The 26901-nt window shown below is 65.2% G+C and carries 21 protein-coding genes, 3 tRNA genes and 2 pseudogenes; 9 read left to right on the top strand and 17 right to left on the bottom strand.

Annotated features, from left to right (window positions below):
* Positions 1–71 precede the first annotated feature (71 nt).
* From HZS63_RS06075 to trpE, 8 genes are all read right to left on the bottom strand, one after another.
* A tRNA-Thr gene (locus HZS63_RS06075) sits at positions 72–146 on the bottom strand.
* A 54-nt stretch (positions 147–200) separates the two neighbouring features.
* A tRNA-Gly gene (locus HZS63_RS06070) sits at positions 201–274 on the bottom strand.
* Positions 275–327: 53 nt separating this feature from the next.
* Positions 328–413, bottom strand: a tRNA-Tyr gene (locus HZS63_RS06065).
* Positions 414–426: 13 nt separating this feature from the next.
* Entirely contained in the window at positions 427–1188 is a 762-nt protein-coding gene (locus tag HZS63_RS06060) for a uracil-DNA glycosylase (protein WP_180683147.1), read from the bottom strand.
* Positions 1189–1202: 14 nt separating this feature from the next.
* Positions 1203–1997 (bottom strand): indole-3-glycerol phosphate synthase TrpC, encoded by a 795-nt coding sequence (gene trpC, locus HZS63_RS06055; protein WP_180683146.1) that lies wholly within the window; start codon positions 1995–1997, stop codon positions 1203–1205.
* A gap of 13 nt (positions 1998–2010) precedes the next feature.
* Complete coding sequence (gene trpD, locus HZS63_RS06050) at positions 2011–3054, bottom strand: anthranilate phosphoribosyltransferase (RefSeq protein WP_180683145.1); 1044 nt, start codon at positions 3052–3054, stop codon at positions 2011–2013.
* Positions 3055–3159: 105 nt separating this feature from the next.
* Positions 3160–3741 (bottom strand): anthranilate synthase component II, encoded by a 582-nt coding sequence (locus tag HZS63_RS06045; protein ID WP_180683144.1) that lies wholly within the window; start codon positions 3739–3741, stop codon positions 3160–3162.
* A complete protein-coding gene (trpE, locus tag HZS63_RS06040; protein ID WP_180683143.1) occupies positions 3738–5237 on the bottom strand; it encodes an anthranilate synthase component I in 1500 nt (499 codons plus the stop codon). The genes HZS63_RS06045 and trpE overlap by 4 nt, the downstream gene beginning before the upstream one ends.
* Before the next feature lie 373 nt (positions 5238–5610).
* Here trpE and HZS63_RS14230 point away from each other — a divergent pair.
* Together HZS63_RS14230 and HZS63_RS14225 are read left to right on the top strand one after the other, a co-directional pair.
* Positions 5611–7233, top strand: a pseudogene (locus HZS63_RS14230) (excinuclease ABC subunit UvrA); the annotation flags it as partial.
* A gap of 16 nt (positions 7234–7249) precedes the next feature.
* Positions 7250–8665, top strand: a pseudogene (locus HZS63_RS14225) (ATP-binding cassette domain-containing protein); the annotation flags it as partial.
* A 19-nt stretch (positions 8666–8684) separates the two neighbouring features.
* Here the strand turns inward: HZS63_RS14225 and HZS63_RS06025 are convergent.
* Entirely contained in the window at positions 8685–9182 is a 498-nt protein-coding gene (locus tag HZS63_RS06025; protein ID WP_180683142.1) for a hypothetical protein, read from the bottom strand.
* A gap of 139 nt (positions 9183–9321) precedes the next feature.
* On the opposite strand from HZS63_RS06025, the gene gorA reads away from it, so the two are divergent.
* Both gorA and HZS63_RS06015 read left to right on the top strand, forming a co-directional pair.
* Positions 9322–10737, top strand: coding sequence for a glutathione-disulfide reductase (gene gorA / locus HZS63_RS06020; protein ID WP_180683141.1), 1416 nt, complete (start codon positions 9322–9324; stop codon positions 10735–10737).
* Positions 10738–10741: 4 nt separating this feature from the next.
* Complete coding sequence (locus HZS63_RS06015; RefSeq protein ID WP_180683140.1) at positions 10742–12274, top strand: AMP nucleosidase; 1533 nt, start codon at positions 10742–10744, stop codon at positions 12272–12274.
* Between the two features lie 6 nt (positions 12275–12280).
* Here HZS63_RS06015 and asd read toward each other — a convergent pair whose 3' ends face one another.
* A complete protein-coding gene (asd, locus tag HZS63_RS06010; RefSeq protein ID WP_180683139.1) occupies positions 12281–13150 on the bottom strand; it encodes an archaetidylserine decarboxylase in 870 nt (289 codons plus the stop codon).
* A 54-nt stretch (positions 13151–13204) separates the two neighbouring features.
* Here asd and HZS63_RS06005 point away from each other — a divergent pair, with 54 nt between their 5' ends.
* The gene (locus tag HZS63_RS06005) at positions 13205–14134 is read left to right on the top strand and encodes an ATP-binding cassette domain-containing protein (protein WP_180683138.1); all 930 of its coding nucleotides are present in this window, start codon (positions 13205–13207) and stop codon (positions 14132–14134) included.
* 13 nt (positions 14135–14147) lie between these two features.
* On the top strand, positions 14148–15008 hold the full coding sequence (locus HZS63_RS06000) for an ABC transporter permease (protein ID WP_180683137.1): 861 nt from the start codon (positions 14148–14150) through the stop codon (positions 15006–15008).
* Positions 15009–15014: 6 nt separating this feature from the next.
* Here the strand turns inward: HZS63_RS06000 and HZS63_RS05995 are convergent, their stop codons facing one another.
* The 4 genes from HZS63_RS05995 to HZS63_RS05980 are packed head-to-tail and all read right to left on the bottom strand — an operon-like array spanning position 15015 to position 19408.
* The gene (locus HZS63_RS05995) at positions 15015–16172 is read right to left on the bottom strand and encodes an aminotransferase class V-fold PLP-dependent enzyme (RefSeq protein ID WP_180683136.1); all 1158 of its coding nucleotides are present in this window, start codon (positions 16170–16172) and stop codon (positions 15015–15017) included.
* A 37-nt stretch (positions 16173–16209) separates the two neighbouring features.
* The gene (locus HZS63_RS05990; RefSeq protein ID WP_180683135.1) at positions 16210–17334 is read right to left on the bottom strand and encodes a YbdK family carboxylate-amine ligase; all 1125 of its coding nucleotides are present in this window, start codon (positions 17332–17334) and stop codon (positions 16210–16212) included.
* Between the two features lie 14 nt (positions 17335–17348).
* Positions 17349–18530: a cation:proton antiporter gene (locus tag HZS63_RS05985; protein ID WP_180683134.1), complete on the bottom strand. Its 1182-nt coding sequence runs from the start codon at positions 18528–18530 to the stop codon at positions 17349–17351.
* 23 nt (positions 18531–18553) lie between these two features.
* Entirely contained in the window at positions 18554–19408 is an 855-nt protein-coding gene (locus HZS63_RS05980; RefSeq protein WP_180683133.1) for a class I SAM-dependent methyltransferase, read from the bottom strand.
* A gap of 42 nt (positions 19409–19450) precedes the next feature.
* Between HZS63_RS05980 and HZS63_RS05975 the strand changes: the two genes are divergently transcribed.
* Entirely contained in the window at positions 19451–20440 is a 990-nt protein-coding gene (locus HZS63_RS05975) for a serine/threonine protein kinase (RefSeq protein WP_246316177.1), read from the top strand.
* A gap of 33 nt (positions 20441–20473) precedes the next feature.
* Positions 20474–21067 carry a hypothetical protein gene (locus HZS63_RS05970; RefSeq protein ID WP_180683131.1) on the top strand — a complete coding sequence of 198 codons (594 nt, stop codon included), beginning with the start codon at positions 20474–20476 and terminating at the stop codon, positions 21065–21067.
* Between the two features lie 3 nt (positions 21068–21070).
* Here HZS63_RS05970 and htpG read toward each other — a convergent pair whose 3' ends face one another.
* The 3 genes from htpG to HZS63_RS05955 all read right to left on the bottom strand — a co-directional run bounded on the left by htpG (position 21071) and on the right by HZS63_RS05955 (position 24767).
* Positions 21071–23002 (bottom strand): molecular chaperone HtpG, encoded by a 1932-nt coding sequence (gene htpG, locus HZS63_RS05965; protein WP_180683130.1) that lies wholly within the window; start codon positions 23000–23002, stop codon positions 21071–21073.
* A gap of 131 nt (positions 23003–23133) precedes the next feature.
* Complete coding sequence (locus HZS63_RS05960) at positions 23134–24012, bottom strand: pseudouridine synthase (protein ID WP_180683129.1); 879 nt, start codon at positions 24010–24012, stop codon at positions 23134–23136.
* A gap of 14 nt (positions 24013–24026) precedes the next feature.
* On the bottom strand, positions 24027–24767 hold the full coding sequence (locus HZS63_RS05955; protein ID WP_180683128.1) for a Crp/Fnr family transcriptional regulator: 741 nt from the start codon (positions 24765–24767) through the stop codon (positions 24027–24029).
* Between the two features lie 158 nt (positions 24768–24925).
* Between HZS63_RS05955 and HZS63_RS05950 the strand changes: the two genes are divergently transcribed.
* The gene (locus HZS63_RS05950) at positions 24926–26872 is read left to right on the top strand and encodes an AMP-dependent synthetase/ligase (RefSeq protein WP_180683127.1); all 1947 of its coding nucleotides are present in this window, start codon (positions 24926–24928) and stop codon (positions 26870–26872) included.
* The last annotated feature ends 29 nt before the right edge of the window (positions 26873–26901 follow it).

Genomic DNA, 26901 nt, shown 5'->3' with positions numbered 1-26901 from the left:
CTCGAATTTTTCTTTTGCCATTTTTCAGCTCCGATTTGAAAATTGCCGAAATTACAAACACACCAATGGATTGGTGCCCATGGGCAGGATCGAACTGCCGACCTCTCCCTTACCAAGGGAGTGCTCTACCACTGAGCCACATGGGCATAGCAGCCTGACGACTGCTATACGAAAACCTGCCGCAACCTCGAAACCGTTGCTGGAGCGGGAGACGGGAATCGAACCCGCGTCATCAGCTTGGAAGGCTGGGGTTCTACCATTGAACTACTCCCGCATCGTGCCAACTGGCCTGACGCGGACCCACAGTCCGCACAACTTCAGTTTCGCTGGTGGAGGAGGCTGGATTCGAACCAGCGTAGGCGTAAGCCAACAGATTTACAGTCTGCCCCCTTTAGCCACTCGGGCACCCCTCCGGCGAGCCACAGATTATGCCACGTTTTTCGCTGATACACCAAACCAGTCGATGGTTTTTTCATGGCGATCGGCCAACCAGCGGTTGACCGCGCCGAAATGGCCACAGCCCATGAACGGCACGGGCGGTCTTCTCGCCGACAGCGGCGAAGGGTGATTGGCCTCCAGCACGAGGTGGTGTCGCCCGGCGATCAGGCCGCGTTTGGCCTGGGCATGCGCACCCCACAGGAGAAACGCCTTGGGTCGCCCTTGGGTGGCACACAGGCGAATCACGGCATCGGTGAACACCTCCCACCCCCAGCGGGCGTGGCTGCCCGGACAGCCTTCCTCCACCGTCAGGGTGGCGTTGAGCAGCAGCACGCCCTGGCGGGACCAGCCCAGCAGGCTCGGGGTCGGCAGTCGTGCACCCAGATCCCGCTGCAGTTCGGCAGCGATATTGCGCAGGGAAGGCGGCGCTTTCTGGCCGGGCGGCACCGAAAACGCCAGCCCTTCTGCCTGGCCTGGACCGTGGTAGGGGTCTTGCCCCAGGAGCACCACGCGGGTTTCGGACAGGGGGGTGAGTGCCAGCGCTCGCAGCGGCTGCGCCGGGTACACCGTGGCTCCGGCAGCCAAGCGCTCGACGAGACGCTGCGCGAGCCGGCATCCTTCGGGGCTGGCCAAAAACGCCTCCCAGGCAGGCCGCCAGTCGGCGGCGATAGGCCATGCCTCAGGCGTCCAGGCGACGAGCCGGCCCGCGGCATCGGCCACCGGCGACTCGTCGGCGCCGAAAAGCGGCATGCTGCCCGGTGATGTCACGCCCAACCGAACAGTTCGGCCAAAGCGACGCCGGGTTCAGGCGCGCGCATGAAGGCCTCGCCCACGAGGAAGGCATGCACGCCTGCCTCTCGCATGCGCTCCACGTCCGCGCGCGAGCGCATGCCGCTTTCGGTGACCAGCAAGCGATCGGCAGGCACGTCGGCCAGCATGCCGAGCGTGGTGTCCAAACTGACCTCGAAGGTGCGCAGATTGCGGTTGTTGATCCCCAGCAGCGGGGTGCGCAGCCTCAGGGCTCGGTGCAGCTCGTCGCGGTCGTGCACTTCCACCAGCACGGCCATGTTCAGCCCCAGGGCCACGGCTTCCAGATCGGCCATCTGCGCGTCGTCCAGGCAGGCGGCGATGAGCAGGACGCAGTCCGCCCCCATGGCTCGGGCCTCATAGACCTGATACGGGTCGACGATGAAATCCTTGCGCAGGACGGGCAGGCCGCAGGAGGCACGGGCCTGCTTGAGGTCGTCAGGCGCGCCCTGGAAGTACTGGCGGTCGGTGAGCACCGACAGACAGGCCGCCCCGTGCTCGGCGTAGCTCTGGGCGATGTCGGCGGGCATGAAATCCGCCCGGATCACCCCCTTGGACGGACTGGCTTTCTTGATCTCGGCAATCACCGCAGCCCGTCCCTGGATGATTTGGGCGCGCATGGATCCCACGAAATCGCGGGTCAGCAAGCGGGACTCGGCGTCCTGGCGCATGGCCGCCAGTGGCACACGCTTTTGTGCGACGGCGATCTCCTCGCGCTTGGTGGCGACGATTTTCTCGAGGATGTCACTCATGGGCGGCTCTCGGTCAGGCGCCCAGAAGATGGGCCGTGGTGATGAACTGCTCCAGCTTGGCCTTGGCGGCACCGGAGGCCAGCGTCCGGTCGGCCAGCTGGATACCGGCCTCCATGGTAGGCACCACGTTGGCGGCATAAAGCGCCACGCCGGCGTTGAGCGCCACGATGTCGCGCGCCGGGCCGGGCTGGTTGTCGAGCACACCCAGCAGCATGGCGCGAGACTCTTCCGGGGTTTCGACCTTGAGCGCCCGATTGCTGGCCATGGTGAGGCCAAAATCCTCGGGGTGGATTTCGTACTCGGTGATCTCGCCGTTGAGCAGTTCACCGACCAGGGTGCCCGCCCCCAGGCTGACCTCGTCCATGCCGTCCTTGCCATAGACCACCACGGCGTGCTCGGTGCCCAGGCGCTGCAGGGCACGCACCTGGATGCCGACCAGGTCCGGATGGAACACGCCCATCAGGATGTTGGGCGCGCCGGCCGGATTGGTCAGCGGTCCGAGGATGTTGAAGATCGTCTTGATGCCGAGCTCCTTGCGCACCGGCGCGACATTTTTCATGGCCGGATGGTGATTCGGCGCGAACATGAAGCCGATGCCGGTCTGCTCGATACAGGCGGCGATCTGCTCGGGCTTCAAGTGGATGTTGACCCCGAGGTTTTCCAGCACGTCGGCGCTGCCCGATTTGCTGGAGACGCTGCGCCCTCCGTGCTTGCTGACCTTGGCGCCAGCCGCAGCCGCCACGAACATGGAGCAGGTGGAGATGTTGAAGGTGTGCGAGCCATCACCACCGGTGCCCACGATGTCCACCAGATGGGTGCGGTCTGCCACCGTCACCTTGGTCGAAAACTCGCGCATCACCTGCGCTGCAGCCGTGATTTCGCCAATGGTCTCTTTCTTGACGCGCAACCCGGTGATCAGGGCCGCCGTCATCACCGGCGACAGCTCGCCGCTCATGATGAGCCGCATGAGGTGCAGCATCTCGTCGTGGAAAACCTCGCGGTGCTCGATGGTACGCTGCAGCGCTTCCTGGGGGGTGATGAGATGGCGATGGGGCATGGGCAGTCTCCGGGGTTCAGCGAAAGGAGGGATCGAACAAGGCCTGCCAGCAACCACGATCGCTGGCAGAGCCCGTAGGCATGAGCAGCGCTGGTGCGTCCGGGCTCATGGGTTCTGATCCAGAAAATTCTTCAGCATGGCATGGCCGTGCTCGGTCAGAATGGACTCGGGATGGAACTGTACGCCTTCGATGGGCAACTCGCGGTGGCGCACGCCCATGATTTCGCCGTCGTCCGTCCAGGCGGTGACCTTCAGCACCTCGGGGCAGGTGGCGCGCTCGATGGCCAGCGAGTGGTAGCGGTTGACGGTGAACTGCTGGGGCAGACCAGCGAACACGCCTTCCTGTGTGGTGGTGATCACGCTGGTCTTGCCGTGCATGAGCTCCTGCGCCCGCACGATGGTGCCGCCGAACGCGGCTCCAATGCTCTGGTGACCGAGGCACACCCCCAGAATGGGCAACTTGCCCGCGAAATGCCGAATCGCGGCGATGGAAATGCCGGCTTCTGCAGGAGAGCAAGGCCCCGGTGAAATCACCAGACGGTCGGGGGCGCGAGCGGCTATGCCTTCGAGCGTGATCTCGTCGTTGCGGAACACCTCCACCTCGGCACCGAGCTCACCGAAATACTGGACGATGTTGTAGGTGAACGAGTCGTAGTTGTCCACCATGAGGAGTTTGAGGCGGCTCATTCCAGCCCCTCCTCGACCAGTTCGCTGGCACGCAGCAAGGCCCGGGCCTTGTGTTCGGTTTCACGCCACTCCATTTCGGGCACGGAGTCGGCCACCACACCGGCCGCCGCCTGCACGTAGAGCGTGCCGTCTTTCACGATGCCGGTGCGGATGGCAATGGCCAGATCCATATCGCCCGCATAGCTGAGGTAACCCACCGCGCCGCCGTACAACCCGCGCTTGGAGGGCTCCAACTGGTCGATCAGTTCCATCGCGTGAACCTTAGGCGCGCCCGTGAGCGTGCCCGCCGGAAAGGTGGCCTTGAGCACGTCCATGCTGGTCATACCGGGTTGCAGCAGCCCTTCGACGTTGCTCACGATGTGCATGACGTGGCTGTAACGCTCGATGGCAAACGCCTCGGTCACCTTGACGGAGCCGATCTGCGCGATGCGGCCGATGTCGTTCCTCGCCAGGTCGATGAGCATGACGTGCTCGGCGCGCTCTTTGGGGTCGTTGACCAGCTCCTGCTCGGCGGCCTTGTCCTTCTCGGGCGTGGCTCCGCGCGGGCGCGTGCCGGCCAGCGGGCGGATGGTGACTTTTTCGCCCTCGTCGGTGTGCTCATGCCGCACCAGGATTTCGGGCGACGCCCCCACCACCTGGAAATCGCCGAAGTGGTAGTAGTACATGTAGGGGCTGGGGTTGAGCGAGCGCAGCGCCCGGTACAGGCTCAACGGTGACGCCTGATAGCGCTTGCTGATGCGCTGACCCACCTGCACCTGCATGAAGTCGCCCGCGGCGATCAGCTCCTTGGCCCGGTCCACCGCGGCCAGAAAGTCGGCCTTGGGGAATTCGCGCTGCTCGGCGTGGGTCTCGCCGGATTTCACCACCGGCGCACTCACCGAGTACTTGAGCTGCTCCTTGAGTTCGCGCAGCCGCTTCTTGGCCCGCCCATAGGCCTCGGGCTGGGCCGGATCGGCATAGACGATGAGGCAGAGCTTGCCCGACAGGTTGTCGATCACGGCCAGCTCTTCGGTCTGCAGCAACAGAATGTCGGGGCAGCCCAGTGTGTCGGGTGGGCAGGTGGCCTCCAGCTTCTTCTCGATGTGGCGCACCGTGTCGTAGCCGAAGTAACCGGCCAGCCCGCCGCAAAAACGCGGCAGGCCGGGGCGTAGGGCCACCTTGAAACGCTGCCGATAGGCCTCGATGAAGTCCAGCGGATTGCCCTGATGGGTTTCGACCACGGCACCGTCATGCACGACTTCGGTTGTCGCCTCGGCCCCGAAACCCGTGGAGCGCAACAGGGTGCGCGCGGGCAGGCCGATGAAGCTGTAGCGCCCGAAGCGCTCGCCCCCCACCACGGATTCGAGCAAAAAACTGTGACGCCCACCGCCCTTGCTGTGGGCCAGCTTCAGGTACAGGGACAACGGGGTTTCGAGATCCGCAAACGCCTCGATCATGAGCGGAATGCGGTTGTAGCCTTGGCCGGCCAGGCTTTTGAATTCGAGTTCGGTGATCACATGAGCCTCCTGCAGCTCGGCTCCGACGCACGGAGCGTTCAATCCTTCGATCGCTCCCGCCACAGCGGCGGTAGCACGGTGCGCCCGGGGCGGGCGCAGACGGGGTCAGATGGCGCTCGCTGGCTTGCGCCAAGGCCAAGCCCCCCGGCCGCAGAAGACAGCCAGGCGCGCGGAGATCGGGCCAACAGGAATGAACATGGCGCACAGTGTAGCAAAGCCAGATGACAGGGCGCAGCGTAGCGGCCTATGATGTCGGGTTGCTCTATTTCGTCCTGCCGTGAACGACAACGCCCTCGACACCCCATCCCGCCCTTGGGCCGAACCCCAGGCCGACGCCCAGGGCACCTACCTGCGCGACGCCTGGCGCCAACCCATGCTCAGCGTGCGCGGTGCCCGCACCCACAACCTCAAGAACATCGACCTGGACATCCCCAAGCAGGCGCTGGTGGTGATCACCGGCCTGAGCGGCTCCGGCAAATCCAGTCTGGCCTTCGACACCCTCTACGCCGAGGGGCAGCGCCGCTATGTGGAAAGCCTCTCCGCCTACGCCCGGCAGTTCCTGCAATTGATGGACAAACCCGATGTGGATTTGATCGAAGGCCTGTCACCGGCCATCAGCATCGAGCAGAAGGCCACCAGCCACAACCCGCGCTCCACCGTGGGCACGGTGACCGAGATCCACGACTACCTGCGCCTGCTGTTTGCGCGCGCCGGCACACCGCACTGCCCGGCACACGACCTGCCGCTGCAGGCCCAAACGGTGAGCCAGATGGTGGACCATGTGCTGGCCCTGCCTGAAGACACCAAACTCATGGTGCTGGCCCCGATCGCCCGGGACCGCAAGGGCGAATTCGCCGACACGCTGGCCGAACTGCAGGCCCAGGGCTATGTGCGCTTCCGACTGAACGGGCAAGTGATCGAGGCTGCAGACATGCCCGCCTTGAACAAGCAGGAAAAGCACGACCTGGACGTGGTGGTGGACCGGCTCAAGGTACGCCCCGATGCACAGCAACGTCTGGCGGAAAGCTTCGAAGCCGCGCTGCGGCTGACCAACGGCCGCGCGGTGGCGCTGGAAATGGACAGCGGCGAAGAACACCTGTTCAGCGCGCGGTTTGCCTGCCCGCTGTGCAGCTATGCGCTGAGCGAGTTGGAGCCGCGTCTGTTCTCGTTCAACTCGCCCGTGGGCGCCTGCCCCACCTGCGACGGCCTGGGCCACACCGAGGTGTTCGACCCGGCGCGGGTCGTCGTCTTCCCCTCGTTGAGCCTGGCCAGTGGCGCCATCAAAGGCTGGGACCGGCGCAACGGCTACTACTACGCCATGGTGGAAAGCCTGGCCGCACACTACGGGTTCGACCCCGAAACCCCTTGGGACGAACTGCCCGACTCTGTGCAGCAGGTGCTGCTGTACGGCTCGGGCGACGAGGCGATTGCCTTCAGCTACGCGCTGGACTCGGGCACATCGGCCAGCAAACGCATCGCCAAATCGCATCCGTTCGAAGGCATCGTGCGCAACTTCGAACGCCGCTACCGGGAAACCGACAGTCCCGCCGTGCGCGAGGAGCTGGCACGCTACCGTGCCACCCACCCTTGCCCGGACTGCGGCGGCACGCGCCTGCGCCCAGAAGCCCGCCACGTCTTCGTGGGCACGGGCACTCAGCGACGCGCCATTTTCGACATCAGTCGCGTCACCCTGGCCGAAGCGCTGGCCTATTTCCAGTCGTTGCAGCTCAGCGGTGCCAAGGCCGAAATCGCCGACAAAGTGGTGCGCGAAATCGTCTCGCGCCTGCGATTCCTCAACGACGTGGGGCTCACCTACCTCAGCCTGGACCGCAGCGCCGAGACGCTCAGCGGCGGCGAGGCCCAGCGCATCCGGCTGGCCTCGCAGATCGGCTCGGGCCTGACCGGGGTGATGTACGTGCTCGATGAGCCCAGCATCGGATTGCACCAGCGCGACAACGACCGGCTGATCGACACCCTCAAACACCTGCGCGACCTGGGCAACAGTGTCCNCCGGGGTGATGTACGTGCTCGATGAGCCCAGCATCGGATTGCACCAGCGCGACAACGACCGGCTGATCGACACCCTCAAACACCTGCGCGACCTGGGCAACAGTGTCCTGGTGGTGGAGCACGACGAGGACATGATTCGCGCCGCCGACCATGTGATCGACATGGGCCCCGGTGCCGGTGTGCACGGTGGCCGCGTGATGGCGCAAGGAACCCCTGCGGCGGTGATGGCCAACCCCCACTCACTGACTGGGCAATACCTCAGTGGCGCTCGAACGATCCCGGTGCCCAAGCGACGCACGCCTTGGTTGCCTGGAAAAGCTGCCGAGGCGCCAGCACTCACCCGCCAGGGGGCGAAAGCCCGCGCCTGGGCTGCGCCCCCAGCGGCTGCGGCTTCCAGCGCCAGCGGCCCGCAGACCCTGCGCGTGGTGGGCGCACATGGTCACAATCTGCGACACGTGACGGTGGACTTCCCCGTCGGGCTGTTCACCTGCGTCACGGGCGTCAGCGGTTCGGGCAAATCCACCCTGGTCAACGACACACTCTACCGCGCCGTGGCCCGCCACCTCTACCGCAGCCACGACGAGCCCGAACCGCATGAAGCCATCGAAGGGCTGGAGCATTTCGACAAGGTCATCAACGTGGACCAGAGCCCGATCGGACGCACCCCGCGCAGCAACCCGGCCACTTACACCGGCCTGTTCACGGGCATACGTGAACTGATGGCCGAGGTGCCGACAGCCCGCGAACGCGGCTACGGGCCGGGGCGCTTCAGCTTCAACGTGTCGTCATCGGCTGGCGGGGGCCGCTGCGAGGCCTGTCAGGGCGACGGCGTGGTGAAAGTGGAGATGCACTTCCTGCCCGATGTGTACGTGCCCTGCGACGTGTGCCACGGCCAGCGCTACAACCGCGAAACGCTGGAAGTGCAATACAAGGGCAAAAACATTGCGCAAATCCTGGATCTGACGGTGGAGCAGGCGCACGCCTTCTTCCACGCCGTGCCCACGTTGCAACGCAAGCTGCAGACCCTGCTGGACGTGGGGCTGTCCTACATCCGCCTGGGCCAGAGCGCCACCACACTCTCGGGCGGCGAGGCGCAGCGCGTGAAGCTGGCCCAGGAACTGAGCAAGCGCGACACCGGCCGCACGCTCTACATCCTGGACGAGCCCACCACGGGCCTGCACTTCGCCGACATCGAACTGTTGCTCAAGGTGCTGCACCAGTTGCGCGATGCGGGCAACACCATCGTCGTCATCGAGCACAACCTGGACGTGATCAAAACCGCCGACTGGATCATCGACATGGGTCCCGAAGGCGGCTCGGGCGGCGGCACCGTGGTGGCCTGCGGCACCCCGGAGACCGTGGCCGCCCACCCCGAGAGTCACACGGGTCGCTACTTGCGGCGGGTGCTGGCCCTGTGATGCGAAGCCGGCTTGGACATCAGAGCCGGGCCAGGTCTTCGATCGCGTCGACCACCATGCTCGTGCCGATGGCGATGAGCAGGATGTCGGCCGCCACGCGCACGTAGCGGTAGCCCGCCGGCGGGGTGCCCATGCGGATCTCCAGGTCGCGGGGCAAGGGGTACACCACCACCCCGCTCGGCAATGGCTGGCCGATACGCCACGCCTTGGCCAAGCCGGGCGGCTGGCAGCCGTTGTTTTTCTTGGCCAAACCGGGCGGACAGTGCCCAATCCGCAACAGCGGGCCATAGTACTCTCGCACCGCGCGACGCTGCGATTCTCCGAACCGGATGTGGACGTTGGCAGAAGCGCCCCCGATCTCCACGGACCCGGAAACGCCCGTCCCCGGCGTTTTGACGGGCTGCTGCGTGAGGCCAGGCGGCCCGCCCTCCGGTTTCGCGGCCCAGGCTGCCGAGGCCAGCCACAGGGCGCCGCAAGCGGCGACCCAGCCTTTGCATGATTGACGTGCTGTATGCATGTTCTTGGCCCTCCTTCGTCAGGCGCTTCCATGCTACCAGGGCCTGCCCACCCCGGTCACGCCACATGTCACCACATGCAACCACGGCTCGGGCACCGTCACACCTCGTCACCTTTCGATTTGGCCGACAATGTGTCTCATGAGCCATTTCGACTTCGATCTTTTCGTCATCGGCGGCGGCAGTGGCGGCGTGCGAGCCGCCCGCATGGCTGCGCAACGTGGCGTGCGTGTGGCGCTCGCCGAAGCCTTGGGCACCGATGGCCTGGGCGGTACCTGCGTCAACCTGGGCTGCATCCCCAAAAAGCTCTACAGCTATGCCGCGCATTACGCCGAGGCGTTCGTGGAGGCCCGCGGGTATGGTTGGACACTGCCGCAGGCCCCGGTATTCGACTGGGCCCGCCTGAAAACCAACCGCGCCCAAGAGATTGCGCGGCTCAATGGCGTCTATGAGCACCTGCTGCGCGGGGCCGGCGTCACCGTGCTCAACGGTTTCGCCCAGCTGCAAGACGCCCACACCATACGCTTGGCCACCCTCAACGCCGATGGTTCGCCCGGGCACCAGACGCTGACGAGCCAACGCATCGTGATCGCCACGGGCGGCACACCGCACATCCCCCATTTCCAGGGCCATGAGCACGTCATCACCTCCAATGAAGTGTTCGATCTGGAACCTTTTCCGCGTCGGCTGTTGGTGGTGGGGGGCGGCTACATCGCGTGCGAGTTCGCGTCCATTTTCAACGGTCTGGGCGCTCAGGTGACACAGCTCTACCGGGGCGAGCAGATCCTGCGCGGCTTCGACGACGAGGTACGCCATTTCCTGGCTGGCGAAATGCGCAAGCACGGCGTGGACCTGCGCCTCAACGCCGGCGTCGTGAGCATCCGGCGCGAGGCCGATGGACTGCACGTGTTGCTGGAAGACGGCAACCGCCTGGTGGTGGACGCCGCGCTCTACGCCACCGGCCGCGTGCCCAATGTGACCGGGCTCGGCCTGGAAGCGGTGGGCGTGGCACAGGGCCCGCAAGGTGCCATCGTGGTAGACGAACACTACCGCACCAACGTGCCCAGCATCTACGCCATAGGGGATGTGACGGCCCGCCTGGCACTCACCCCGGTAGCGCTCGGCGAGGCCATGAAACTGGTCGATCACCTGTTTGGCCCCGCCCCCGGCCAACCGCCACGCGACATGAGCTACGACCTCGTCCCGACCGCTGTGTTCACCCACCCGAACGTGGCCACCGTGGGCCTGACCGAGGCAGAGGCCCGGGAGCGCTTCGGCTCCATCAAGGTGTTCCGGTCCGAATTTCGCGCGCTGAAACACACCCTGAGCGGCAGCCAGGAGCGCACCCTGATGAAACTGGTGGTGGATGGCGCCAGCGACCGCGTGGTGGGCCTGCACATGGTCGGGGCCGACGCCGGCGAGATCGTGCAAGGTTTTGCCGTGGCCATGAAAGCCGGCGCCACCAAGGCCGTGTTCGACAGCACCATCGGCATCCACCCGACCGCAGCCGAAGAGTTCGTGACCATGCGCGAGCCAGTCGCCCCGCCCGCCCCTTGACCACATGCACAGCCCGCCTTTCATCGCCCCCCAGCGTTTCACCGAGCCAGCCGCTGCGTTGGCGCAGGTGCAGGCCCTCTACACCCAGGCAGTAGAGCATCTCCAGGCAGCCATGCAGGCATTCGTGCATGCGGCACCGCCACCCCCAGGCGGGCCGATGCAGCGGGTCCGCGCCTGCTACCCCTTCGTGCGCCTGCATGCCCGCAGCACCAACCGGCTGCCCAAGCCCGGAGGACATGCCCGACTCAGCTACGGCTTCGTGGCCGGGCCGGGCCGGTTCGAGACGACCCTGACCCGCCCCGATCTCTACGCCGACTACTACCTGGAGCAATTTCGCTTGCTACTCGACAACCACGGCGGAGAACTGGAAGTGGGCGTGAGCCACCAACCCATCCCCGTGCATTTCGCCTATGCCGAAGACGACCACGTGGAAGGTGAACTCACCCCTGCCCACCGCGCCGTTCTGCGCGACGTGTTCGACCTGCCCGACCTCACCGTGATGGACGACGGGATCGCCAACGGCACCTATGAGCCCGGCCCGAACGATCCCCAGCCGCTGGCCCTGTTCACCGCCCCGCGCGTGGACTATTCCCTGCAGCGCCTGCGTCACTACAGCGGCACGGCCCCGGCCTGGTTCCAGAACTTCGTGCTGTTCACCAACTACCAGTTCTACATCGACGAATTCATCCGCCTGGGCCATGCCGAAATGGCCCGCCCCGACAGCGACTACATTGCCTTCGTGGAGCCGGGCAATGTGGTCACGCCCCGCACGGGCCTGAGCGCGCAAGCGCTGCAAGCCCTGCAGCCGTTGTGGAGCGGTGAGCCCGGCCAAGCGCCGCCGCGACTGCCGCAGATGCCAGCCTACCACCTGCTGCGTGCCGACCGCAGCGGCATCACCATGGTCAACATCGGGGTGGGGCCGAGCAATGCCAAAACCATCACCGACCACATTGCCGTGCTGCGCCCGCACGCCTGGCTGATGCTGGGCCACTGCGCCGGGTTGCGCAACAGCCAGCAACTGGGCGACTACGTACTGGCCCATGCCTACGTGCGCGAGGACCACGTACTGGACGAAGAGCTGCCCCTGTGGGTGCCCATTCCGGCCTTGGCCGAAATTCAACTGGCCCTGGAAGGGGCGGTGGCCGACGTGACCGGCCTGGCCCCGGGTGAGTTGAAGCGCGTGATGCGCACCGGCACCGTGGCCAGCACCGACAACCGCAACTGGGAACTCTTGCCCGACAACACACCGCAACGCCGCTTCAGCCAAAGCCGCGCGGTGGCCCTGGACATGGAAAGCGCCACCATCGCGGCCAACGGCTTCCGCTTCCGGGTGCCCTACGGCACGCTGCTGTGCGTGAGCGACAAACCCCTGCACGGCGAAATCAAGCTGCCGGGCATGGCCAATGCTTTCTACCGCGAGCGCGTGGACCAGCATCTGCGTATCGGCATCCGCGCCATCGAGCGGCTGCGCACCGCAGGCGTGGACCAACTGCACAGCCGCAAACTCAGGAGCTTCGCGGAAGTGGCGTTCCAGTGAGGCGCATCAAGCACTGGGGCAGGCCCAGTCCGCCATCGGTTCACCCATGCGGATGGCACGTGCGGGCGCCCATGCCGGGTTGAAACGGGCCTCTCCCCGGGGCAACAACACCACGACGGTGGAGCCCAGCAAGAAGCGGCCCATTTCGGCGCCACGTTCGAGTCGGATGTCGCGATCGTCGTAACGCCAGTCGCGCAGCACGCCGGGGCGCGGCGGGTTGACGATGCCATGCCACACGGTGGCCATGCTGCCCACGATGGTGGCCCCCACCAGCACCATGCCCAGCGGGAAGGACTGGCCCTGGTGCTCGCCATCGAACACACAGACCACCCGCTCGTTACGCGCAAACAAACCGGGCACGCCCCGCGCCGTCGCCGGGTTGACCGAAAACAGCGCCCCGGGCACGTGGATCATGCGGCGCAGCCGGCCCGCGCAAGGCATGTGGATGCGGTGGTAGTCCCGTGGGCTGAGGTACAAGGTGGCAAAAAAACCGTCTTCAAAGCAGCGGGCCAGCTCCTCGTCCCCGCCCACCAGCGCGGTGGTCGAATAGCGGTGCCCCTTGGCCTGGACGATCTGGTCGCGCTCGATGGGGCCGAACTGGCTGATGGCACCGTCCACTGGGCACAACAGGCCCTTTGGGGCCAGCGGGCGGGCATCGGGCCGGAGGGCTCGGGTGAAAAAGTCGTTGAAGGTGGCGTAGTGCGCCAGGTCGGGCTCGGCGGCCTCGGCCATATTGACCCCATAACGGGCCACGAAGCGCCGAATCGCGGCTTGCGTCAGCCCGCCCAGAGGGCGCCTGGCCAGCGCGCCCGCCAACGACGTCATGGCCTGTTTGGGCATCAGGTACTGCGGCCAGACGGCCAGCCGGTCAAACACGGGCTTTTCCTTCACTGCAAAATGCCAGATTTTACCGACGCATACCATCGGCCCATGACGCTGCTGTTCGACGCCCAACACCTTACCAAACGCTACGGTGACCAGACCGTGGTCAATGATCTGAGCTTCGGGATTGCCTCGGGCGAGTGCCTCGGCCTGATCGGGCCGAACGGCGCAGGCAAGACCACCACCATCCGCATGTGCCTGGGCTTGACCGTGCCCGACGCCGGACAGATCACCGCACTGGGGTTGCCCATGCCAGCGCAAGCCCAGGCCATCAAGGCGCAATTGGGGGTGGTGAGCCAGTTCGACACGCTGGACCCGGACTTCACTTGCGCGGAAAACCTGCTGGTGTTCGGCCGTTATTTCGGCCTGCCGACCAAGCGACTGCGACAACGGATCCCCGATCTGCTGGCCTTCGCGGCCCTCAGCCACAAGGCCCAGGCCAAACCCGGCGAGCTCTCGGGTGGCATGCGCCGGCGCCTGTCGCTGGCCCGCGCCCTGGTCAACGACCCGCAACTGCTGCTGCTGGACGAACCCACCACCGGACTCGACCCGCAGGCCCGGCACCTGATGTGGGAGCGTCTGCAACAGCTGCTACAACAAGGCAAAAGCATTTTGTTGACCACCCACTTCATGGATGAGGCCGAGCGCCTGTGCCACCGGCTGATCGTGATCGACCACGGCCGCAAGATCGCAGAAGGCCCACCGCGCGCCCTGATCGCCGAGCACCTGGAGCCCGAGGTGGTGGAGGTGTATGGGGGCAGCGGCCAGCAAGCGCAGTCACTGGCGCAGTCCCCTCTGGCCAAGCTGGCGAACCGCGTGGAGGTCAGTGGCGAGACCGCCTTCTTCTACACCCGCCAGGCCGCCCCGCTGCTGGCCGAACTGGCCCAGCACCATCATCTGCGAACCCTGCACCGTCCGGCCAACCTGGAAGACCTGTTCCTCAAACTCACCGGCCGGCAAATCCGCGAAGAAGGCTGACCTGAAAGACCTCATGAACGACCCGATCCGGCCCCCTGCCCCGATGGCGGCCTCGCCCGCCCAACCCCCGAGCCACTGGCGTCACCCAGTCCTGTCCACCCGTTTCTGGCCGGTGTTCCTGCGCAACCTGCTGGTCTGGCGCAAGCTCGCCATCCCCAGCCTGGTGGGCAACATCGCCGAACCGCTGATCTGGCTCGTGGCTTTCGGCTACGGCATGGGCGCGCTGGTGGGGGAAGTCCAGATCATCACCACCGAAGGCGCCAGCCTGGCCGTGCCCTACATCCTGTTCCTGGCCAGCGGCAGCATCTGCATGAGCGCCATGAACGCGGCCACCTTCGAGGCGCTTTACTCGGCGTTTTCGCGGATGCATGTGCAAAAGACGTGGGACGGGATCATGAACGCGCCGGTCACGCTCGACGACGTGCTGTTCGCCGAAATGCTCTGGGCCGCATTCAAGGCGCTGTTCACAGCCACCGCCATCCTGGGCGTGATGCTGGCCCTGGGCATCAGCCACAGCCCCAAACTGCTGGTGGCCTGGCCGGTGCTGTTGCTGGTGGGCATCACCTTCAGTTGCATCGCGCTGATCTTCAATGCGCTGGCCAAGGGTTACGACTTTTTCACCTACTACTTCACGCTCTTCCTCACGCCCATGATGTTCCTCAGTGGCGTGTTCTTCCCGCGTGAGCAGTTGCCCCAGGTGGTGCTGTGGCTGTCGAACCTGCTACCCCTGACCCACGCCGTGCAGCTGGTGCGCCCCCTGTTCATGGACCAGTGGCCCAGCGACGCCTGGCTGCACCTGGGCGTGCTGGTGGCCTATGCCGCGCTGGCGTTCTGGATCGCGCTGGCGCTCACACGGCGCCGCTTCGCCGGCTGAGCTTTCTCAAGCCGCGGCAGCCTGCTCCAGCGGCCGCAGGCCCATCTGGTCCAACGCCTGCGCCAGGTGCGCAACGCTGCGGTCCGCATGGTGCAGCTTTTCCAGGCCGAACAGCCCCACGCGGAAGGTGCTGAAGCCCGGCGGCTCGTCGCACTGCAGCGGCACGCCGGCGGCGGTCTGCAGGCCGAGCGCCCGGAATTTCTGGCCGTTCTGAATCTCGGGGTCGCGCGTGTAACTCACCACCACCCCCGGCGCCTTGAAGCCTTCGGCCGCCACGCTGCGGATGCCACGGCTTTCGAACAGCGCGCGCACTTTCGCACCCAGCTCGATCTGCTCCTGACGCACCTTCTCGAAGCCGTAGGCGCGGGTCTCCACCATCACGTCACGCAATCGCGCCAGCGCATCGGTGGGCATGGTGGTGTGGTAGGTGTGTCCACCTTTTTCGTAGGCTTCCATGACCTGCAGCCACTTCTTGAGGTCGCAGGCGAAGCTGGTGCTGGTGGTGCCATCGATCGCCGCGCGGGCCCGCTCGCTGAGCATCACCATGGCGCAGGCCGGCGAGCTGCTCCACCCCTTCTGCGGGGCGCTCACCAGCACGTCCACCCCGGTGGCGCGCATGTCCACCCACATCGCGCCGGAGGCGATGCAGTCGAGCACGAACAGCCCGCCCACCTCGTGGGTGGCCTCGGCCACCGACTGCAGGTAGGCGTCGGGCAGGATCATGCCGCTGGCGGTCTCCACATGTGGTGCGAACACCACGGCCGGTTGCTCACGGCGGATGGTGGCCACCACCTCCTCGATCGGGCAGGGCGCCCAGGGCGCTTCAGGCTCGTCGCTCACGCGGCGTGCCTTGAGCACGATTTCCTGTGCGGGAATGGACCCCATGTCGAAGATCTGCGTCCAGCGGTAGCTGAACCAGCCGTTGCGAATGACCAGCACCTTCTTGCCGGTGGCGAACTGGCGCGCCACCGCTTCCATGCCGAAGGTGCCGCTGCCAGGCAGCAGCACGGCCGAGCAAGCCCCGTACACTTCCTTGAGGATGCGGGAGATATCCTGCATCACGCCCTGGAAGCGTTTGGACATGTGGTTGAGGGCGCGATCGGTGTAGACCACAGAAAATTCCAGCAGGCCATCGGGGTCGATGTGGGGCAGCAAGCCGGGCATGAGTCTCTCCTGGAAATGCGGGATGATGCCGATCAGGTTAGCACGGACGGCGCAGTGCTTCCACCGCCGCGCGCACCACCCCTTGGATGCTCCCGGACTCTGCATAGCAGCGACGCAGGTAGGAGGCGTGATTGCCGTCGCGGGCGGCCGCGCGCTCGACTTCGTCCAACGCGGGCACGGCGTTCAGGGCCTCGGCATGAGGCACCAGTTTGCGCAGCGTCGCCAAAATGTCCTCGCGGATGCTGATCTGCTCGCGGGTCTTGGGGTTGACCATCATCCCGTCCAGCCCGAAGCGGCAGGCCTGGAAGCGGTTGTAGGTGTAGACGAGGTAGTCGTCTTCCTCGGGCGGAGGTTCGTTGCGCTCCAGCAGGTGACGGCACAGCGCCTGCAGATAGCAGGCCAGCGCGGCGGCGCGCTCCACCGTGAGCGGGGTGTCGCACACCCGCAACTCGATGGTGCCGTACTCGGGCTTGGGACGGATGTCCCAGTAAAAGTCCTTCATGGACTTGACCACGCCGGTGCTCTCCATCTTGGTGAAGTAGCCGTTGGCGAATTCGTCCCAGCTGAGCACGAACGGGGCGCGCCCGCTCAGAGGAAACGCGAACACCGAATTCAGCCGGGCCGAATCGAACAACGTGTCCACCGCCTGCGAATACGGCGAGGAGGCCGACAGCGCAATGAAGTGCGGCACGTAGCGGTTGAGCGCGTGCAGCAAAAACAAGGCTTCGTCCGGCGAGCTGCAGCCGACGTGCACGTGCTGGCCAAACACGGTGAACTGCTTGGCGAGGTAGCCGTACAACCCCGACAACTGCTGAAAGCGCGGTTTGCTGAAAATGCGCTGCTCGAACCAGCGTTGGAAAGGGTGGGTGCCACCCCCAGCCAGCTCGACGTTGAGCCGGTCACCGGCCTGCACCAGCGTGTCGCGGATGTCACGCAGCTGCGCCAGCAACGGGCCGTGCTCGTGATGGATGCCGGTGGCCACCTCGATCATGCTCTGCGTCATCTCGGGCGTGACCGTGCCCGGGAAAGGGGCCCGCGCCAGCAGCTCGAGCAGATCGTCGGCGCTGCTGGAGAGGTCGTAATCGTAGGTGTTGACGAGTTGCAGTTCCAGCTCCACCCCCAGGGTGAGCGACTCCGACGCTTTGAAGGTTTCCAGTGGCATGCCGGGCTCCGGAATCAGGTCTTGGACACGGGCTCGGCCGTGACGTGGGTTTCTTGAGCGGCCATCAGGCTGCGCTGGGTGACCCAGGGGCCGAGCAATTCCTGCAGCGCCATCATGGCGGCCAAAGCGGCAAAGGCCGCCACCGCCGGTTCAAAGCCGTAGAGGCGGCTCTGCTCCAGCAACAGGATGGCAAAGGCGGACATGGGGGTGAGCGCCAACCCGGTCAGCCAGCCCTTGCGGGGGGTGATGCCACTCAACCGGGCCACGGCCAGGTTGCACACCACTTTGGAGGCCACGCGCAGGGCCAGCAACACCACGGCAATGCCCAGAGTCCCCCAGACATGGCTCCAGTCGATCAGAACGGCCACATACACGAACAGGAACATGCCGAGCAGATCGCCGACGGAGCCGAAGTCGCGCTGGGCGTTGGTGAGCTGCACCCGCCGCTCGCGCGCCACGATGCCAAAACTCAGCGCGGCCAACAAGGGGGACACTTTCAGGGCAAAGGCTGTCATGGTCAGCAGCAGCACCGCCAGGGCAAAAAGCACGGTCGCGCCGTTGCTGCGCATCTCGGGCAAGCGCATCAAGGTGGGCACGAGCACGCCCAGCGCCCCGCCCAGTGCCACCGCAATGAACAGGCTGTAAACGCTGCCCAGCCCGGCCGCCACCCAGTCGCCGGATGTGCTCAGGTGCCAGGAGCCCACCACGATCTTGACCAGCATCACCGCCACCAGGCAATTGATGGCACACAGGTGCATGACACGCTCCGTGACCTGGCCAGCGCCGCGCAACTCGTTGGCCACGCGGACGATCCCGGCCGGGGACGCCGACACCGCCAGGGCCGCGACGATCAACCGCACCTCCCAGGCCAGTTCGAACCAGCCGCTGGCCCAGTACACCAACCCAAACGTGATCAGCGACTCCACCAGCCCCACGGCGAGCACCCAAGGGTTGTGGCGGAACCAGCGCAGATTGATCCGGTAGCCCAGCTCGAACAAGACGAGCGCAAGCGCCACGTTGGCCAGGAGCGAGAACCCGACATGCCCGACATGGAGCCCCGGCTGCCCGGCCAAACCCGCCAGCAGCCCCACCGCCACATAGCTCGACACCCGCGGCACCTTCCAGAGGCTGTACAGGCGCTCCCCGACGACCCAGGCCAGCAACAACAGCACGGGCCAGGCAATGAATGGGATCAAGACAGGCAGATCATCCATGGACGCTAGACCGCAAAACGGCTCCGTAGTTCTTGAAGATTCAGCTCATCGAGCACCCGCAGCAGTCGGTCACGGGCGCTGGCCTTGCCTTTGCCAACCCGGCGCGCCAGAATCAGCTCGTTTTTCATCGAGTGCTCCCAGCCCACCAGTTCGGTGACCGTCACCTGGTAGCCGTGCGCTTCCAGGCGCAAGCAACGCAGCACGTTGGTGATCTGGCTACCGAACTCGCGCGTGTGCAGCGGGTGACGCCAGATCTCGCTCAACGGCGTGCGCGAAAGGCTGAGTGCCTTGTGCTTGCGCAGCACACCAGCCACCTCGGCCTGGCAGCAGGGCACCAGGACCATGTGGCGTGCCTGCTTGGCCAGGCCAAAGGCCATGGCGTCGTCGGTGGCGGTGTCACAGGCGTGCAGCGCGGTGACGATGTCCACCTGGGCAGGCAGATCGGCAGACGTGGTGGCCTCCTGCACCGTGGTGGCCACGAAACGCATGCGCTCGAAGCCCAGCCGAGCGGCCAGCGCACGCGAGCGCTCCACCAAATCGGCGCGGGTCTCCACCCCATACACCGTGCCCACGCCAAGCGGACGCAGCACCAAGTCGTACAGCATGAAGCCGAGGTAGGATTTGCCGGCACCGTGGTCGGCCAGCACCACGTCGCCACGGTGCTCGATCACGTCGTCGATCAGGGGCGCGATGAACTGCACCAGGTGCTGCACCTGCTTGAGCTTGCGCCGCGTGTCCTGGTTGAGCCGGCCATCCCGCGTCAGGATATGCAATTCCTTGAGCAGTTCGATCGACTGGCCCGCAAGCAGTTCGGGCAGAAGCGCGGCAGGCGGACGCGGTGAGCCTTTGGGCTGTGTCATGGGCGGATGATAAACAACCGCACCCAGGCACAATCCCCCACCATGCACCCGCACCCCTACGACACCCTGACGCCCGACACGGTTCTCGACGCACTCTCCAGCGTCGGGCTGCACGGCGATGGCCGCCTGACCGCGCTCAACTCCTACGAAAACCGGGTCTATCTGGTTCACCTGGAAGACGACAGCGCCGTGGTGACCAAGTTCTATCGTCCCGGCCGCTGGACTCCCGAGCAGATCGAGGAGGAGCACGCCTTTGCCCTGGCGCTGGCCGAAGCAGAGGTACCCGTCGTCGCGCCGCTGCGGCTGCAAGGGCGTACCCTGCACCGGTACGGCGGCTTCGCCTTCAGCATCAGCCCGCGCCGCGGTGGACGCCCCCCCGAGCTGGACGACCCCGAAGTGCTGGAGTGGATCGGACGCTTCCTGGCACGCCTGCACCTCGTGGGCGCACGAGCGCCGTTCACGCACCGGCCCGCCCTGGACATCCCCCGTCTGGGCCGGGTGCCGATGGATGAACTGCTGACGCGAGGACTCATTCCAGCGGAGGCGAGGACCCGCTGGTGCTCGGCCGCCGAGGCGGCACTGCAGGCCGTCGAAGCGGCCTGGGCCCGCACCCCGTTTCTGGCGCTGCGGCTGCACGGCGACTGCCACCCGGGCAACATCCTCTGGGCCCCTACCGATCGGCCGGGCGGTGGCCCGCACTTCGTGGACCTGGACGACGCCTGCACCGGACCGGCGGTGCAGGACTTGTGGATGCTGCTCAGCGGCAACCGCGCACAGCAGCAACACCAGCTCGGCGCCTTGCTGGACGGCTACGAAACCCTGCGGCCCTTCGACCGCCGGGAACTGGCGCTGATCGAACCCCTGCGCACGCTGCGCCTCATCCATTACAGCGCCTGGCTGGCGCGCCGCTGGGACGACCCCACCTTCCCCATCCACTTCCCCTGGTTCGGCAGCGGGAGCTACTGGCTGGAACAGGCGCAGACGCTGTGGGATCAGGTGGCGTCCATGGAGGACGAACCTTTGGTAGCATGAGGGCATGCCCGTCCGCGTCAGGAGATCGGAGACATGAGCACCACCATCGCGGGCTACGTGCCCACCAGCTTGCCCGAAGCCAAACTGCGACGCTACCCCACCAAGGTCATCAACATCATTGGCGGGCCGGGGTGTGACAAATCGCTGTACTCATCGGCCATCGTGCTCAAGCTGCACCTGCGCCACAAGACAGTCGAAACCGTGCCCGACATCGGCAAGATACTGGTCTGGCAGCGCGACATGGACGCTCTGCGCAACCAGTACGGCATCGCGTTGCAGCAATACCGCATGCTGGAGGTGTTCGACGGTCAAGTGGCTTTTATCGTCACCGAAGGAGCGTTGCCACTACTGCTCTACTACAACGCCCACTACCCGGACAACGTGTGCGACGTGCAAAAGACACACCAGCAGATCCTGGTCTGGTACAAGCAGTTCAACAACGTGAACATCCTGGTGCAGCGCGACCTCGACAAACCCTACGTGCGTAGCGGCCGGCTGCAGGACGAGGCCCAGGCCCTGCAGGTGGACAAGGCTCTGCGCAGCATGCTGGTCGAGTCGGGCATCAGGTTCACCGTGCTGCCGCCCGACCACAAGGCCATCATCGAATTCGCCGGCACGCTGGACTGACGGTCAAGCCAACAACGCGTTGACCCGCTTCACATAGGCCGCCGGATCTTCCGGCAGGCCACCCTCGGCCAGCAGGGCCTGGTCGAACAGGATGTGGGCCAGATCGTCGAAATGGGGATGCCCATCGAGTTTGCGGACCAAGGCATGCTCGGCATTGACTTCCAGAATCGGTTTGACTTCGGGAGCCTTCTGGCCCGCCTGCTTGAGCAGGCGTGCAAGCTGCATGGAATAGTCCCCGTCCTCGACCACCAAACAAGCCGGAGAATCCACCAAGCGAGAGGTCACGCGCACGTCCTTGGCCTTGTCCTTCAAGGACGTTTTCAGCCGCTCGAGCACCGGCTTGAAGGCTTCGGCGGCTTGTTCTGCGGCTTTCTTCTCTGCCTCGTCCTGGAGCTTGCCCAGATCCACCGCCCCCTTGGCCACGCTCTGCAACGGGATGCCGTCGAATTCGTGCAAGAAGGACAACGCCCACTCGTCCACACGGTCCGTCATCAGCAGCACCTCGATACCCTTCTTGCGGAAGACTTCGAGCTGCGGGCTGTTCTTGGCCGCGGCCAGCGTGTCGGCGGTGATGTAATAAATGGCCTCCTGCCCCTCCTTCATGCGCGCCTTGTAGTCGGCCAGGCTCACCGACACGGTATCGCTCTGGGTGGAAGCGAAGCGCAGCAGCTTGGCGATGCGTTCACGGTTGCCAAAATCCTCGCCCAGTCCTTCCTTGAGCACGACGCCAAATTCCGCGTAGAAACGCGCGTACTTGCCGGCATCGGCTTCGGCCTGCTTCTTTTCCTCGTCGCTCAGGCGCTCCCAGTCCTCGCCAGTGGGCAGGCGGTCCTTACTGGCCAGGTCTTCAAGCATGCTCAGCACACGGCGGGTGTTGCCCTCGCGGATGGCTTTGACGTCACGGCTTTCCTGCAGCAGTTCGCGGCTGACGTTGAGCGGCAGGTCGGCCGAATCGATGACCCCTTTGACCCAACGCAGGTAGGTGGGCATGAGCGCCTCGGCGTCGTCCATGATGAAGACGCGCTTGACGTAGAGCTTCACCCCTGCTTTCTTGTCGCGGTTCCACAGATCGTGTGGCGCCTTGGCCGGGATGTAGAGCAATTGCGTGTACTCGATACTGCCCTCGACACGGTTGTGACTCCAGGTCAGCGGGGCCTCTTGGTCGTAGCTGATGTTCTTGTAGAAATCGATGTACTGCTCGTCGCTGATGTCCTTCTTGGGGCGCGTCCACAGCGCACTGGCCGAATTCACCACCTCCCAATCGGCCAGCAGCACGTATTCGCCCTTGTCCTTGTCCCATTCCTCTTTCTGCATGAGGATGGGCAGGCTGATGTGGTCCGAGTACTTGCCGATGATCTGCTTGAGCTTCCAACGGTTGAGGTATTCGCTCGCGTCGTCGCGCAGGTGCAGGATGACACTGGTGCCCCGCTCGGCGCGGGTGATGGCTTCGGTTTCGAAGGCGCCGCTGCCGCTGCTCGTCCAGCGCACCCCCTGTTCAGGCTTGAGGCCGGCGCGCCGGCTCTCGACGGTGATCCGGTCGGCCACGATGAACCCCGAATAAAAGCCCACCCCGAACTGGCCGATGAGTTGGGCGTCCTTCTTCTGATCGCCGCTGAGACGGCTCATGAAGTCGCGGGTACCGCTCTTGGCAATGGTGCCGAGGTGTTCGATGGCTTCGGCCTCGCTCATGCCGATGCCGTTGTCGGTGATGGTCAGCGTCTTGGCGTCCTTGTCGAACTGGACGCGAACCTCCAGGTTGGGGGCATCTTCATAAAGGCTGGGGTCGTTAAGAGCTTCGAAACGGAGCTTGTCACAGGCGTCCGACGCGTTGGAAATCAGCTCGCGCAAAAAGATGTCTTTGTTGGAATACAGCGAATGGGTGACGAGGTGCAGCAACTGCGCGACCTCGGCCTGAAAAGCGTGTTGTTGGCTCATGACAGGTAACGGCGTCTGTGTGGGTTGAAAGAGCAAGCACGCGTGCAGTACGGACCGGCACGCAGACTTCCCGCACATGGGTGCCCCTGCACGAAATTCAAGAGTCACCGGTCAAGCCAGACCGCCAACCTTCAAAACCGTTCGTGTTCACCCAGATAGCGCCACTGCCCCAGGGGGAGATGGCCCAGCGTGATGCGGCCGATGCGGATGCGCTTGAGCCCCACCACATGCAGCCCCACCTGCTCGCACATGCGGCGAATCTGCCGCTTCTTCCCTTCCTGGAGCACGAACCGAAGCTGCTCCGGGTTCTGCCAATCCACCCGGGCGGGTTTGAGGGGCTGCCCGTCCAGCGACAGGCCATGCCGCAGCAGGGCCAACCGCTCGACCGGGAACACCGCCTGCACGTTCTGCGCCACCACCCCAGCGCCTCGTGGGCCTTGGGGGGCCCATTGCACGCGCACCAAATATTCCTTCTCGACCTCGGAGTCTGCCCCGATCAGCGCCTTGGCCACGCGACCGTCCTGCGTGAGCACCAGCAATCCCGTGGAGTCGATATCCAGTCGGCCTGCCGGGGCCAGTCCTCGTGTGTGGGCGGCCTCGAAGCGGCGCCGGGACCGATCCTCCCGCCAGCGCGTGCCCGGCCGAATCAGCACCGCCGCGCTCTGGTGACCATCTTCCGGCAAGCCGCTCACATACCCCACGGGCTTGTGCAGCAAGATGGTCACGCGCGACTGCTGCCGCTCGCCGGCCTCGGCTGCAACCTCTACCCGGTCGGCCAGCGTCACGGACTGGCCCGTCTGTGCCGGCCGCCCATTGACACGTACCCAGCCGCGGGCAATCCACTCATCGGCCTCACGACGGGAGCACAGCCCCATGTCCGCCAAACGCTTGTTCAGCCGCACGGTCACGGGGTCGGCGGGCGACGAGGAACGGCAATCGCCTGCCCCCGGCTTTGGCAACGGGGGCGGCGCAGACGAGGGACTACGAGGCAGGCGCAGGGTAGGAGACATGATGGATGGGAGGATTATCGGCCCAGCCCTGCCACGGTGTCGGGTCGATGCCCGGCAAAAGAACGCAGTTGCGTCAAATCGAGCACCTTCAGTCCCCCATAGACCACCTCGATCAGACCGGCCTCGTCGAGCACCGCCAGCGCCTGGTTCACCCGCTGGCGAGACAAGCCCACCAGATACGCCAGTTCCTGCTGAGTGATGCGCAGCATGCTCCCCACGCCGGGGAACAGCCCCGGATGGAACAGATTGGCCACGCTGCGCGCCACACGCACGTCCGGATCGGTGATGCGATCGATCTCCCGGGCGGCGATGAACTGGCCCAGGCGCTCGTTGAGCTGCCACATCACGAAGCGGTTGAACCCGATGGAATGGTCCAGCAGCCAGTGAAACGTCTCGACCGGCAGCCCCGCCACCAGGCTCTTGCGCAAGGCCTGCACGTTGTAGCGGTAGATTTCGCGCTTCAGTGCCGTACCCTCCCCGAACCAGCCACCCGGCGCCAAGCCAACGAAGGTCATGATCGGCCCCTGGCTGTCGTCGTTGCTCATCTTCAGCAACCCGTCGATGAGTCCAAACCAGTAAGTGACCGGCCGACCGATCCGGCAAATGTAGTCCCCGGGCTGAGCCAAGGTGACCACCATGGCATCCCGCGCCCTGTCTTGTTCGATCGGCGCCAATCGTCGAACCCAAGAAATCGACGCGAACTCCTCATCGCTGAGCGCCCGGGCCCGCTCCCGCAAACCATTTCGCCGGCTCATGCACATCCCTCCTGCAGACACCTAGGGAAACTCCTAGTGCGTAATAACCCCAGATTGTCAACGGAAGGACAACACGACGTCAAACCTTGGCCATACAGTCCGCATCAGATCCTGCCAGCCCCTCCCCCGGTGGCTGGCCCGAGCCCACAGGAGACAACATGCGGACAACGTTCCCCCGGCTGTTGCTGGAACACGCAGCCAAACGCCCTGGCGCTGCCGCCATGCGTGAAAAGGAATATGGCATTTGGCAGACGACCACTTGGCAACAAATGGCCGATCTGGTGCGCCACCTGGCGGGCGGCTTGCACCAATTGGGTCTGCAGCGCGGCGAGCATCTGGTCGTCATCGGCGCCAACCGGCCCCGCCTGTATGCCACCATGCTGGCCGCCCAATCGCTGGGCGCCATCCCGGTGCCGCTGTACCAGGACGCCGTCGCCGCCGAATGCGTCTTTCCCATCAACAACGCTGAAGTGCGCTTTGCCGTGGTGGAAGACCAGGAGCAGGTGGACAAAATGCTCGAGATCCGCGAGCAGTGTCCGCAGCTTGCGCACATCCTGTTCGACGACCCTCGCGGTCTGCGCAACTACGACGAGCCCGGACTGGCCGGCCTGAAGGAGGTCATCGCGGCCGGCCAGGTGTTTGCAGACGAGCATCCGGACTTCTTCCAGGAAGAGATCGACAAGGCCCAGCCCGACGACGTGGCGGCCATGTTCTTCACTTCCGGCACCACCGGCAACCCCAAGGGCGTGGTCCACACCCACTACACCCTGCTCAACCGGGCCGAAGTCGGCGCCAAATTCGACAAACTCACGGATCGGGAAGAGGTGTTGGCCTACCTGCCCCCCGCCTGGATCGGGCAAAACATCTTCAGCTATGCCCAGTGGCTGGCCTGTGGCTATGTGGTCAACTGCCCCGAGTCCTCCAACACGGTGATGATCGACCTCAAAGAGATCGGCCCCACCTATTACTTCGCGCCCCCGCGCGTGTTCGAAGGGCTGCTGACCAGCGTGATGATCCGCATGGAAGATGCGGGCGCCCTCAAACGCAAGATGTTCCACGCCTTCATGAACGTGGCCCGCAAAGTGGGCCCCGACCTCATGGACGGCAAGCCGGTGGGCATCGTGGACCGCTTGCTGTACGGACTCGGCAACCTCCTCGTGTACGGCCCGCTGCGCAACACCCTGGGTTTCAGCCGCGTGCGCGTGGCCTACACCGCCGGCGAGGCCATCGGCCCGGACTTGTTCAGCTTCTACCGATCCATCGGCATCAACCTCAAGCAGCTCTACGGCTCCACCGAGACGGCCGTGTTCGTCTGTCTGCAACCCGACCATGAGGTGCGCGCCGACACGGTGGGTGTACCTTGCGAGGGCGTCGAGATCAAACTGGCCGACAACGGGGAAATCCTGGTGAAATCGCCCGGTCTGCTCAAGGAATACTACAAGAACGAAAAGGCCACCCGCGAGGTGCTCACCGAGGACGGCTGGTACCACACCAGCGACGCTGGCTTCATCGACGCCTCCGGACATCTGAAGATCATCGACCGCGTCAAGGACGTGGGCCGCATCAAGGGCGGCGCGAACGACGGTGCCATGTTCGCGCCCAAGTATGTGGAGAACAAGCTCAAATTCTTCTCGCACATCAAGGAAGCGGTGGCTTATGGGGACGGACGCGAAAAAGTGTGCGTGATGATCAACATCGACTTCGAGGCCGTCGGCAACTGGGCCGAGCGGCGCGGCCTGCCCTACGCCGGCTACACCGACCTGGCCCAGAAGCCCGAGGTCTATCAGCTCATCAAGGACTGCGTGGAAAAGGTCAATGCCGACCTCAGCCGCGACGCCCTGCTGGCCGGCAGCCAGATTCACCGTTTCCTGATCCTGCACAAGGAGCTGGACGCCGACGACGGCGAGCTCACCCGCACCAACAAGGTCCGGCGCGGCTTCATTGGTGACAAGTACAAGGTGCTGGTCGATGCTCTGTACGAAGGCAAATCCGAGCAGTTCATCGAGACCCAGGTGAAGTTCGAGGACGGCCGCACCGGCAAGGTCAGCGCCACGCTCAAGCTCATGGACGCGAAAACCTTCGCCCCGGTCCAAAAGGCCGCCTGACGCCAGGCCCACCGCACCGCAAGAGAGCA

The organism is Tepidicella baoligensis, from assembly GCF_013432195.1.
Taxonomy (GTDB): Bacteria; Pseudomonadota; Gammaproteobacteria; order Burkholderiales; family Burkholderiaceae_C; genus Tepidicella; species Tepidicella baoligensis.
The sequence above is the reverse complement of the archived record's forward strand: the minus strand, read 5'-3'. Positions and strand labels throughout refer to the sequence as shown.